The sequence below is a fragment of the Clostridium celatum genome (assembly GCF_021412605.1).
Taxonomy (GTDB): Bacteria; Bacillota; Clostridia; order Clostridiales; family Clostridiaceae; genus Clostridium; species Clostridium celatum.
Map to the genome: position 1 here is coordinate 54,082 of NZ_JAJKGM010000017.1, position 12,696 is coordinate 66,777.

Annotated in this window: 11 protein-coding genes and 1 pseudogene; 9 read left to right on the top strand and 3 right to left on the bottom strand. The window is 25.7% G+C overall.

What is annotated here, in order from left to right; genetic code table 11:
• On the bottom strand, nt 1-303 hold the full coding sequence (locus LPC13_RS08930) for a hypothetical protein (RefSeq protein ID WP_005210190.1): 303 nt from the start codon (nt 301-303) through the stop codon (nt 1-3).
• Nucleotides 304-646: 343 nt separating this feature from the next.
• On the opposite strand from LPC13_RS08930, the gene LPC13_RS08935 reads away from it, so the two are divergent.
• Nucleotides 647-1,522, top strand: coding sequence for an aldose 1-epimerase family protein (locus tag LPC13_RS08935; RefSeq protein ID WP_005210192.1), 876 nt, complete (start codon nt 647-649; stop codon nt 1,520-1,522).
• A gap of 214 nt (nt 1,523-1,736) precedes the next feature.
• Entirely contained in the window at nt 1,737-1,988 is a 252-nt protein-coding gene (locus LPC13_RS08940) for a phage holin family protein (protein WP_005210194.1), read from the top strand.
• A gap of 64 nt (nt 1,989-2,052) precedes the next feature.
• Here the strand turns inward: LPC13_RS08940 and LPC13_RS08945 are convergent, their stop codons facing one another.
• A complete protein-coding gene (locus tag LPC13_RS08945) occupies nt 2,053-2,865 on the bottom strand; it encodes an N-acetylmuramoyl-L-alanine amidase family protein (RefSeq protein WP_005210202.1) in 813 nt (270 codons plus the stop codon).
• Between the two features lie 216 nt (nt 2,866-3,081).
• Here LPC13_RS08945 and LPC13_RS08950 point away from each other — a divergent pair, with 216 nt between their 5' ends.
• Nucleotides 3,082-3,573 carry a DUF4358 domain-containing protein gene (locus tag LPC13_RS08950; RefSeq protein ID WP_005210204.1) on the top strand — a complete coding sequence of 164 codons (492 nt, stop codon included), beginning with the start codon at nt 3,082-3,084 and terminating at the stop codon, nt 3,571-3,573.
• A gap of 322 nt (nt 3,574-3,895) precedes the next feature.
• On the opposite strand, the pseudogene LPC13_RS08955 reads toward LPC13_RS08950, so the two are convergent.
• Nucleotides 3,896-4,192, bottom strand: a pseudogene (locus LPC13_RS08955) (3D domain-containing protein); the annotation flags it as partial.
• 827 nt (nt 4,193-5,019) lie between these two features.
• Between LPC13_RS08955 and LPC13_RS08960 the strand changes: the two are divergent.
• From LPC13_RS08960 to LPC13_RS08985, 6 genes are all read left to right on the top strand, one after another.
• Nucleotides 5,020-6,087 (top strand): hypothetical protein, encoded by a 1,068-nt coding sequence (locus tag LPC13_RS08960; protein ID WP_005210210.1) that lies wholly within the window; start codon nt 5,020-5,022, stop codon nt 6,085-6,087.
• Entirely contained in the window at nt 6,084-6,875 is a 792-nt protein-coding gene (locus LPC13_RS08965) for a TPM domain-containing protein (protein WP_005210211.1), read from the top strand. Before LPC13_RS08960 ends, LPC13_RS08965 begins: the two co-directional genes overlap by 4 nt.
• A gap of 194 nt (nt 6,876-7,069) precedes the next feature.
• Nucleotides 7,070-7,969 (top strand): DUF5685 family protein, encoded by a 900-nt coding sequence (locus tag LPC13_RS08970; RefSeq protein WP_195244890.1) that lies wholly within the window; start codon nt 7,070-7,072, stop codon nt 7,967-7,969.
• A gap of 60 nt (nt 7,970-8,029) precedes the next feature.
• The gene (locus LPC13_RS08975) at nt 8,030-8,647 is read left to right on the top strand and encodes a J domain-containing protein (RefSeq protein ID WP_005210215.1); all 618 of its coding nucleotides are present in this window, start codon (nt 8,030-8,032) and stop codon (nt 8,645-8,647) included.
• 37 nt (nt 8,648-8,684) lie between these two features.
• Nucleotides 8,685-9,230 (top strand): DUF2232 domain-containing protein, encoded by a 546-nt coding sequence (locus tag LPC13_RS08980; RefSeq protein ID WP_005210218.1) that lies wholly within the window; start codon nt 8,685-8,687, stop codon nt 9,228-9,230.
• A gap of 144 nt (nt 9,231-9,374) precedes the next feature.
• Nucleotides 9,375-12,575, top strand: a complete 3,201-nt coding sequence (locus LPC13_RS08985) for a ligand-binding sensor domain-containing protein (RefSeq protein ID WP_234088757.1) — start codon at nt 9,375-9,377, stop codon at nt 12,573-12,575.
• Nucleotides 12,576-12,696: the final 121 nt, after the last annotated feature.

The following is a 12,696-nucleotide window of genomic DNA, read 5'->3' on the forward strand; positions in this document are numbered from 1 at the left end:
TTATAAATAAAAACTTTCTATTTTAGTTTTTCTAGTAGTGCTATTAGTACTTACATAGTTATCTTCTATTTTTGTGAATTTAGCTGATTGCCAAAGACCGAAACATTTATCAAATTTATATAGTGTGTTATCTATTTCAACGATTGCATCATTATTTTTATTAAAACCTTTAAATTCAACTATTTGACCTTTGTTCTTAAGATATCTAAGAGCTTTTCCCAGCAATTCATCTGGATCGGGAATATTACGCTCCTCTAAAAATATTTGAAATGATTCTTTTGTATTTTTAATGTTATTTTCCACACCAAAACCCTCCTAACATTTTCCATATGTATTATTATTATATGTTACTTAGTAAAAATTTACAATAGATTTCAGAGGATTTTGTATTTTTAAATTGGAATCAATTCCAAATTTATAATATAACAAGATAATTAACCTTAATTTAATAATATTAAAGTTATATATTAGCAATTTATCACTAAAATAAAAAAGATATTTAAATTTTATGTAATTGTTAACAAAAAATATTGTTAAATTAATAAGTATAATTTATACTATAAAATGAAGATAAGAATTTATTAGTTAGTATATGAGGTTATTAGAATAATAACTAGCTAGTAGAAAAGTATAGGGGGAAGAAGTTATGATATATACATTGGAGAATAATAACATAAGAATAAGTGCAAGTTCTCACGGAGCTGAACTTCATAATATTACAGAAAAAGAAAGTAATATAGAATATCTTTGGAATGGTAATTCTAATTACTGGAGTTATCATGCCCCAGTTTTATTTCCAATAGTAGGTAAAGTAAAGGATGGAGTTTACAGAGTAGATGGCAGGGAGTATAAATTGCCACAACATGGTCTTGCAAGAGTTAGGGAATTTGAATTAATAGAAAAAACTGATAATAAATTGGTTTTTGAATTAACATATTCGGAAGAAACATTAGATATTTATCCATATAAATTTTCATTAAAAATAGAGTATACACTTTTAGAGAAGAGTGTTGTAACATCTTATATAGTAGAAAATAAAGATGATAAAGATATATATTTCCAGATAGGAGCACATCCAGCATTTATGTGTCCTATTCTTCCGGGAGAGATAATACAAGATTATTATTTTGAGTTTAATGAAAAAGAGGATTTACAACAAAAGGTAGTAGGTCCTGAAGGTTATATTAAACGTGAAAAAAAACCAGGTTTAAAAAATGAAAATATTATACCTTTAAGTTTTGATTTATTCAAAGATGATGCATTAGTATTTGAAAATTTAAAATCTAACAAAATAAGCATAAAGTCGAGAAATCATGATAAATATATAACTATGGACTTTACTGGTTTTCCATATATGGGATTATGGACAAAGGTAACGGGAGCACCTTTTGTTTGTATAGAACCATGGTATGGACATGCTGATTATGAAGATTTTAATGGTGAATTAAAAGATAAAGAAGGAATTCAAAAGTTAGCAGTTGGAGAAAAGTTTAACTCATCATATACACTAACGATAAAATAGTTATTAAGAGCCATTTTAAAGTAACGAAGTTATTTTAAGATGGCTTTATTTTTATATAAAGATTTAATAATTAATATTAAAGGAAGAAATTAAGATTATAAAATATAAGTTTAGTATTAGTGGTTAAAAAATAAGTTAATTTTAAAAATTAAGAAGTAATGTATAGCAGGATAAAAATAAAATTATATATTGATAGTATAAGGGAGTGATAAAGATGAAGATAGATTGGAGTCGTTTTAAAAATTATGGCTTATGGGTATCTATTTTTGCTCTAATTCCTCTTGTATTAAATGCATTTGGAGTAAAAGTTGTTCCAGAAGAATATAGCGAATTAACTAATGCAATTTTAGCTGTTTTAGTTGCAGCAGGAATAGTAAGTAATCCTACAACAGTAGCTAAATGGTATTTAGGTGATAAGAAACAAGAGACTGTGGATAAGGAACAAGATACTAACGAGGAAAAATAGTATATAGAAATTACTATTAAAAATTAAGTTATAAGCAAAAATTAGGTAAGGAGAAGAAAAATTACTACTCCGTACCTTTGTCTATATTTAAGTTATTTTTATATTCAACAATTGCAGAAAATAATGCATTTGCACAATTAGCTTGTCCTGATTTAGATGATAAATAGTGTTCATCAGAAATATTTGTTAAGAAACCTAGTTCTACAAGTGAAGAGGTAGCAGTATTTTTTTCTAATACAGCTAATTCTTCTCCATCAACATAAGCTTTAACATTTCTATTACTTGAATATCCTAAATCCACAAGTGATTGTTGAAGATATTGAGAGAGTAATAAGCTTTTTTCATCATTGGGGTTATACCATGTTTCTATTCCTTTGGTATCACTAGAATCAGAACTATAGTTACAATGTATAGAGATAAACAAATCAGCTTTAGATACTTTAGAAATATTAATTCTTTCTTTTAGACTATCGTTGGCAGAGTCAATCCAAGGAATAGAATCTGTTACACGAGTATAAACTACATTGAAACTACCCTCATTTTCTAATAATTTACCAAGCTCTAAGGCAACAGATAAAACAATATCCTTCTCAGCAGTTCCATTAACACCAATTGCACCATAATCCCAATCACCATGACCAGGATCTATACAAATAGTATAACGTGGTTCTTCTACAGCTTTTGGTATTGCTAAGTTGAAATTTACAGTTGGTTTTTTGCTGTTAGACATAATAGTTATTATAGGTAGTAGTGAAAAGAAAAATAAAGTAAGAGATATTGTACTTATAAGTAAAATAAACTTACGTTTTCTTTTTTTTCTATAAAGCAATTGTCTTTTGTAATTTAAATCAAATCCTTTTTTTTCTATGAATAACACCCCATTTCCTTAAGTATTTATTTTGAGATACTATCTATATAAAGTATAAACAAAATAAGAGTAAATGTAAATAAATGGAAATTGTCGAAGTGGAATTATTATAAAAATTTTTTTAAAAAATTTTTTATTTTTAAGGAACATTTTTATGTTTAGTATAGTCTAATGGAATGAAACAAAAAATAACATAAGCAAAATATATAAAGTGAGGTTATAAAAATGAAGAAATTATTAGTTAGTGCTTTAATTGCAATAATGGTAGGTGCAACATTAACTGGTTGTGGAAATAAAAATGTAGGAAATGGTTCTTCAGTTGAACAAGCATCTTCAGTATCAGCAAAAGAAGTTGTTGAAAAGTTAGGTGAAGAGGGATACGTAAGAATGCCAGCAGAAATAGATGATACTATGGCAAATGAAATTTATCATTTAAATTTAGATGATGTAGAAGACTATGGAATATTAGAAACTCAAATTTCACCAGGGCCAGGATTTATTATGGTTGTTAAAGCAAAGGATGGAAAAGTTGATGCTGTAAAAGCTTCAGTTGAACAAGTTTTACAAGATAAAATAGGAAGTGCGTTCTATCCAGAGGAACAGGAAGTTGCTGAAAATGCTAAAGTTGAAGTAAATGGAAATTTAGTTTCATTATTTATAGTTAATAGTCAAGTTTCTTCTGATGCTGAAGCTAAATATGCAGAATTAATTAAATAATACTAAAATAAAAAATTACTATTGGGATTACCAATAGTAATTTTTTATTTTTCCGCATTTTACACAAGTGAATTTTTGATAAAAACCACCATTGAAGCATAAGTTTTTAATTTTTTCACAGTTATACTTATGAAGGCAAAAGATAGTTTTTTTATTTAACATATTGAAATACTCCTTTAGAAATATATTAATTTTAAAACAATACCTTAAATAGTATTGCTTAAAAGTAATAAAAATATTAGTTAAATAAAAAAATATAGAATATAAACTTTAATAAAGAATAAACTAAGTTAACACATCTTTTTAGATATAAAACTTTTATTTACCATTCACCAGGATAAGCTAATATGTTAACAGTAACATATTGTCTCCCCCAAGATACACACTCATCATAAGAGTTAAGATATAAATCTACAATATATCCATTTATGGCACTACCAGTATCAGAAGCAATGGCTTCCCCATAACCAGGTATATAAACTTTAGACCCTAGAGGAATTATTGATGGATCAACAGCAATTGTACTAAGACCATTAGGGTTACGAGTAGGTTTTAATCCCATAGCAGTATAATCACCACCAGTATAAGCTGTAGCTTCCATTGTATAAGTAGCTTTATATGGACTTATATTATTTTCTGATACTTCTGTATTATTTGATATAGAAGTATCAGTATTCTCATCTATAGCTCTATTTACATTTTCCTCTGTTTGAGAGTTATCGATATTTTTATTCAGTTCATAATTATTAACATCTTGTAATATATTTTCAAATGTAGGAACTATAGTTTGTGTTGAAGTATTTTTAACAGTATTATCTATAGAGTTATCTAGTAAAATATTTGAATTAGTGATGCTAGATAATTCTTTAGATAAATCTGATTTATTATCATTAATTTTAATATAATTTGAATTAACAACTTTATTATTTGAATCTATTAACATGCTTGCACTAGCACAAAATTCATTTATACCTAAAATTGATATAGCTAACGAAGTTGTTAATGAAATAATTTTCTTAAACAGAAAAAACACCTCCAAAATTATTAAATTTAATTCCTCCGTCTGCAAATAGGTTATACTATAAGAAAAAATAACTGTCAAATTTTCATGGAATAAAAATACAAGTGAAAATAATCCAAAAAATAAATTCTAAAATTAACCAAATCTATATAAGGCTACAAAATATAATAGCTGAGATGATATAAAAAGATTTAAAAGATTTAAAGTGATTAGGATAAATATAACAAGTTTTCCTGTATAAATATAAAATTGTTAATGAAAAAAATATAGACAAAATATAATAAGGTGTTCTATTAAATTTAAAAATGAAGAAGTAGTATTTTAAATGAAAATTATTGAAAAAAAGTGTTAATAGTTACGATGTAATTTTTATATAATTAACTAAGAGAAATAATTTTTAAATATTAAATATAGGGAGGAGTAGTATGGCGGCAATTTCTTATAAATGTCCTAATTGTGGAGCTGAGATTAAATTTGACCCGATTTCACAAAAAGGAAAATGTGAATTCTGTTTGAGTGAATTTAATATAGAAGAAATAGAAGAACTTCATGATATAAAAAAAGAACATATAACAGAAGAAGATTTAGAAGAAGTTTATAATAATCAATTAGATGATATAGAAAAGAAAGCCTCACTATATTTATGCCCAAGGTGTGGAGCTGAAATCATAGCTGATAATAATACAACAACCACTTTTTGCTGCTATTGTCATGGTCCTATAGTAATGAGTGATAAGTTTACTGGAGATTTTAAACCATCTAAAATAATTCCTTTTAAAATTGATAAAGATACGGCAATAGAGGAATTTATAAAGTGGAGTAAAAGTAAATGGTTTTTATCTAGAGAATTTACATCATATAAGCAATTGGAAAAGATAACGGGTATATATATTCCATTTTGGTTAATTAACTCATCTGTTACAGGGCAATTAAGTGCTAGAGGAAAGAAAATTACAGTGTGGACAAGTGGAGATTATAAGTATGTAAAAACTGATGTTTATGATATTTATAGGGAAGCTGATTTGAATTTTAAAAATGTTCCACATAATGCATCTAATAAAATGAATGATAAGGTAATGGAGGCTATAGAACCCTATAATTACAGTGATTTAAAAGAATTTTCAATAGCATATTTACCGGGATTTATTTCGGAAAAGTATGATATGAAAAAGGAAGAAGTTTTACCAATGATTGAAGATAGAATTAAGAAAGGAACTAATGAAATTTTAAATGAATCTATAACTGGGTATTCTTCTACAGAAATGAGAGAAAGTCATATTAGTTTTAATAAAACAAAGTGTAATTATGCTCTATTACCAGTATGGATGATGACTTATAGTACAGATAAAAAAGAATATATTTTTGTAATGAATGGACAAGACGGTAAAGTTTTTGGAACTTTACCTATTTCAAAGCAGAAATTAGCACTATTATTTATAACTGTATTTTGTATAGTATTTCTAGCTGTGTTTCTAGGAGGGATGATTTTATGAAGTGCTTAAAAAGAAGTATATTATTTTTATTAAGTTTGTTAATATTTATAATTTCATTTCAAGTTTCAGCATTAGCTGTAGCATCTCCAATAGTAGATAATGCAGGGTTACTTTCTGATTTGGAAAAGGAAGAGCTAGTAAGTAGTATAAATGAATTCAAGGAAGATTATAAAATTGATTTAGCTATTGTAACTAGTGATGGATTAGGTGGAAAAGATGCTCAAAGCTTTGCCGATGACTTTTACGAAGAAAACAATTATGGAATTGGAAAAGAATATAGTGGAGTATTGCTACTTATTGATATGCAAGAAAGAGATATTTGCATATCAACAGAAGGACAGGCTTTGAATTATTTTGATGATAATAGATTAGATTCAATAATTGAAGATGTTAGTAAATATTTAAGTAATGAGCAGTATTTAGATGGATTTAAAATATTTATGACGGATATTAAATACTATATGGATTTAGGAACTGTAGAGAATCAACAGTTATACAGTGAAAACACTAATGTAATAAAAGTACTAATTATTGCATTAATAGTTGGTATTATAGCAGCAACAATTGCCTGTTTAATAGTAGTATTTTCATATAAATCACCAAAAGCGACATCAAGTATAAATTATGTTGATAGAGATTCAATAAAATTTAATAAAAAGAAGGATATATTTATAAATACCTATACTACTAGGAGTAAGATTGAAAAAAATAATGATAATGGTGGAAAGACTACGGTTCATAAATCAAGTTCAGGAAGAACTCATGGGGGACGTACAGGAAAATTTTAAAAATAATAAATTAAATAAATAATAATCAAAATATATTGTGGAATACAAGAGTATTGTTAGAAGCAAAATATTTTGATTTTTTATTTTCATTATAAGTAATAAAATAAGAAAATATTGTTAGTATAATTTGATTAATGAATTTAAATAAATTATACTGAATTTATATTAATTACAATAATGTGAGGAGTGATTGTTTGTTTGGATATGTAACTCCACTTAAACCAGAGTTAAAAATAAGAGAATATGAATTCTTTAGAAGTTATTATTGTGGTGTTTGTATGCATATAAAAGAGAATTTTGGAAATCTACCGAGATTAACTTTAAATTATGATATGACTTTTTTAGGATTATTATTAGATGGTTTACATAAGGAGTCTCCACAAATAAAATTTCAAAGATGTATGGCTCACCCTTTAAAAAATAAACCTATGATTATAAGCAATAAGTCATTAGAGTACACAGCAGCTATGAATGTATCTTTAGTTTATTATAAGTTATTAGATGATGTAAATGACGATAAAAGTTTAAAAAGTAAGGTTGAAAGTTTAATGTTATCGCCATATAAAAGAAAATTTAACAGAAATGTTACTAAAGTTAATGATATAATAGAAGAAAATTTAAATGAATTATCTAGATTAGAAAAGAATAAGAATTTTAATTCTATTGATGAGATTTCACATCCTTTTGCTTTAATAGTAGCCAAAATATTAGAAATGTATCCAGAAAATTTTGAGGATGATTCTGAAAATTTAAGATATGAGTTATATAACTTAGGATATGCCCTTGGAAAATGGATTTATTTAATAGATGCAATGGATGATTTAAAAGAAGATATAGAAAAGAAAAAATTTAATCCTATAAATTTTTTATACAATAAAAATAACAAGAGTTATGAAGAATTATTAATAGAAATTAAACCAAGGATGGAATTTACTATTCTTAATTGTGGATATAATTGTAGAGAGTCTTTAGATAAGTTACCTTTAAAGAGAAATAGGGAAATACTCGAAAATATAATAAGTCTTGGAATGATGGATAAGTATGAAAAGATAATAAATAATTGTAATTGTAAGGAAAAGAAAAAAACTAATTAAGATAAATTTAAGTTTTGTGGATTAGAATAGTGGTTAAAGGATAAAAAGGAGTTGTTAAAAATGAATCCATATGAGGTATTAGGAGTAAAGCCAGGAGCTTCACAAGAAGAAATAAAATCAGCATACAGAAAATTAGTAAAACAATATCATCCAGATCAATATGTAGATAACCCATTAAAGGATTTAGCACAAGAAAAGCTTGTTGAAGTAAACAAGGCTTATGAAATGCTAAAAAATAACGGTGGAAGTGGAAGCTATACATCATCATCAAATGGATATAATTCAAATAATAATGAATCTAATACATATAGTAATAACACAGCAATTTATTCAGAAATAAGAAGTTTAATTCAAATGAGAAATATTTCGGTTGCAGAAAGTAAATTAAATTCAATAAGAGATAGGGATGCTGAATGGTATTATTTATATGGAACAGTGATGATGGCAAAGGGATGGTTTGAATCAGCATATAACAACATTCAAAGAGCATGCTCTATGGATCCTAATAATTTTGAATATAGGCAAGCGTTAAGCCAACTACAAGCTAGAACTAGAGGATATAGTCAACCATACAGAACATCTCAAAGTGGTATGGATACATGCGATTGCTGTATGAATTTATGGTGTCTAGATTCAATGTGTGAATGTATGGGAGGAGACCTTATAGGATGCTGTTAAAGTATTGAGCATAAATTTAAATGTGGGGTGAAATGAAGTGAAGGCAAAGGACATATCACTTGGTGGAATATTAGTTGCGCTAACAAGTATAATTTTATATAGTGCATCAATTTTACCTATAAGTACATTAACCATATTAACAATTGCTTCAGCAATAATACCAGTATGTATTATAAGAAGTAATGTTAAAACATCAATATTTGTTTATATTTCATCTAGTTTAATTGCTTTTTTCTTAGTGCCAATTAATATTGGATTACTATATTTTATTTTCTTTGGAGTATATGGAATAATAAAATATTTTATAGAGAGAATGAGAAAAGAAAATATAGAAATAATATTAAAATTATTATTTTTTAATATAGCTTTTTTAATAGGATTTATAATAATGCAAAATATTCTAGGAATAAATATAGTAGCTGGATTAGAAACATTAGTTTCAAAGTTTGTTGATACTTCTACAAGTTTAATAGCTAGTATTGTTTTATGGATAGTTGCTCAACCTATATTTTTAATTTATGATTATGCAATGACCATGATAATTACATTTTATTTAGAAAGAATACACAAAGTAAGTAAATAATACGAAAAATAAGACTAAATTTTTAATTTAGTCTTATTTTTTTATAAATTAATCGAAAAATATTTCTAATATAACAAAAAAATACTTAAAAATGGTATAATATTCAAGACGTAATATTCAATGAAGACAAATGAGGGGAACAATATGAAGAAAAATAACAAAAGAACATTATTATTAGTATTATTATTTATTATGATATTTCAATATATTGGCATAGAGGTTTCAGCTACTATAAAAATGAATATTAACGGTTTTAAAAATATAACTATAGATGATGGATTATCACAAAGTACAGTTTATTCTTTATGTCAAGATAGTGAAGGTTATATGTGGATTGGAACAGGAGAGGGATTAAATAAATATAATGGACATGAATTTGAGGTATATAAAAGTAGTAAGAAAGATAAGGAGACTTTATCTGGGAACCTTATTATTGATATAAAAGAGGATTTCAATGGAGATATATGGGTTGGAACGGCTACTGGATTAAATAGAATAGATAAGAAAAGTAATAAAATTATAAGATACATATCTAATATTGATGGGTGTAATCTTTCTAATAATAGAATAAGAAATATATTAATAGCTAAAAATGGAGATATATTTGTAGCAACAGATAATGGATTAAATAAATATGATAGAAAAAATGATAATTTTATTAGAATATATGATGAAGATGAAAATGGATTAAGTAATCAAAAGGTATATACAATTACAGAAGATATATATGGTGATTATTGGGTAGGAACGTCAAATGGATTAAATAAAATAGATAAAAAAAATAACAAAGTAATACATTATTTTAAAAATGAGCAAGATAGTAATACAATAAGTGGTAATTATATATATAAATTATATGCAGATGATAAAGGATATTTATGGGTTGGTACATATTATGGAGGTTTAAATAGAATTAATATATCAACAGGAAAAATTGATAGATATATGCATAGTGAAGAAGCAACAAGTATTCCAGGTTTAGTAATAACAGATATACTACGTGACTCTAGGGGAAATATATGGGTAAGTACAGAAGGGGGAGTTGCTAAGTTTGATAAAGAAAGTGAGACATTTAAAACTTGGAAGTATGAAAGAGGAAATAAATCAAGCATATTAAGCGATGAAGTAAAGGTATTATGTGAAGATAGGTTAGGAATGATATGGATTGGAAGTACGTTAGGCATAAGTATATTTAATCCTAATAATAATTTTATAAATTATAGAAATAATGTTTTAGATGATAATTCATTAAGTGATAACCACATATCTGGAATATATGAAGATAATGATGAGATGTTGTGGATTGGTACAGTTTTTAATGGTGTTAATATATTAGATAGAAAAAATAATACGGTTATAAGATTAGATTATAAAAAAGATTATGAAGGAGAAATTATAATTAGTAATAATCTTATTAGAGATATAGTTGGATATGAGAATAATATATGGATAGCAACACAACATGGATTAAATAAATATAATAAAAATACTAATACAATAGAAATGTTTGGAGATGAGGATGGATTAGTAAATAATGATGTGTTGTCCTTATGTATAGATGATTTAGGTCAGTTATGGATAGGAACTGTAGAGGGATTATGTAGTTATGATGAAGAAAATGGATTTAAAAGCTATAATAATGATTTGAAATCTTTAGGATTAAATAAATTATCTATAAGAGATATTTATCAAGATAATGATGGAGAAATATGGTTTGTAGTAGCGAATGAAAATAAATTAGTACGATATAAAAATGGAAAGTTTAGTATATATAGTTTAGAAGATGAAAGCTACAATATTATTATGACTATAAGTTCTAATGTAGAAAATATAATATGGATAGGAACAGATTGTGGCTTAGTAAAAATAAATAAAAAAACAGGTAAATATGATATATTTACAGAGGAAGATGGTTTAGCTAATAATTTTATATATGGAATTTTGTTTGATGAATTTGGAAATCCATGGATTAGTACTAATTATGGGTTAAGTAAATTTGATTTAATAAAAAATGAATTTATAAATTTTAATTATACTGATGGAATTCAATCAAACGAGTTTAATGAATATTCATATTACAAAAGTAAAAGCGGAGAGATGTTTTTTGGGGGAATACAGGGGGTAACCTCTTTTTATCCTAATGATATAAAAGTAACCTCTAATATACCTAAAGTACAAATTCAAAGTATAGAAAGTGCAAATAATAAATTAGAATTAAGTGAAAATATAAAATTAAAATATAATGAAAATCAAATAAGATTCGAATTTTTTATGCCTGATTATTCAACACCAAATAAGATTCAATATTCTTATAAATTAGAAGGGTTAGATAAAGAAGAAGTCAATTTAGGAAATAAGAATTATGTAAGTTATACTAACCTATATCCAGGAGAGTATACATTTAAAGTTAAAGGAAGAAATGGGAATGGAGAGTGGAGTGAAGTTACATCTATAGCAATAAAAGTAGGAACTGCTCCATGGAAAACACCTTTTGCATATCTTATATACGGATTAGTGACAGTTATTTTAGTATATATAGTATGGAATAGAGTAAAAATACTTGATAATATGGTTAAGCAAAGAAGTTTAGAATTAAATAAAAAGTTAATTGAAAATCAAGAATTATATAAAAGATTATTAAAGGATGAAAAATATAAAAATAATTATTTTATAAATTTATCTCATGAGCTTAGAACTCCATTAAATTTAATAGTATCTACTCAGCAATTAATAGATAAGCTCAATGAAAATAATGAAAATATTCCAAAGGATAAGATTAGAGATTATATGAAAACTATAAAAAGAAACTCTAATAGGCTTCTTACTTTAATAGATAATATAATATATACATCTAAAATTGATGCAGGAAACTATAAGTTAAATATAAAGGAAAATGATATAGTATATTTAGTTGAAGAAATTTCATTATCAATGAAGGAGTATATAGAAAGTAAAGGTATAGAATTAGTTATAGATCCTGAAGTAGAAGAAAAATTAATAGAGTGTGATGGATCAGATATTGAAAGGGTAATATTAAACTTATTATCAAATGCTGTAAAATTTACAAAAGAAGGCGGAAAAATAGAAATTAAGATATATGATTTAAACAATAAAGTTAAGATTGTTGTTAAAGATAATGGAATAGGTATAGCTAAAGATAGACAAAAAGCAATTTTTAATAGGTTTGATCAAGCATATGCTACTACTTCAGAAGAATATGGAGGAAGTGGACTAGGATTAACATTAAGCAAACAATTAATAGAGCTCCATAAAGGTAGTATAGAGGTAGAAAGTAATATAGGACAAGGTAGTGAATTTACTATAGTATTACCGGTTAATCAGTAAAATTTGATTATAAATAAAAATACAAGTAAAAATCCAGTAGATAAAGGGAGAGTAGATAGATTTGTGTAAAAAACAAATCTATCTACTCTTTTTTGTATGATTAGTTGGTAGATTTGGAATA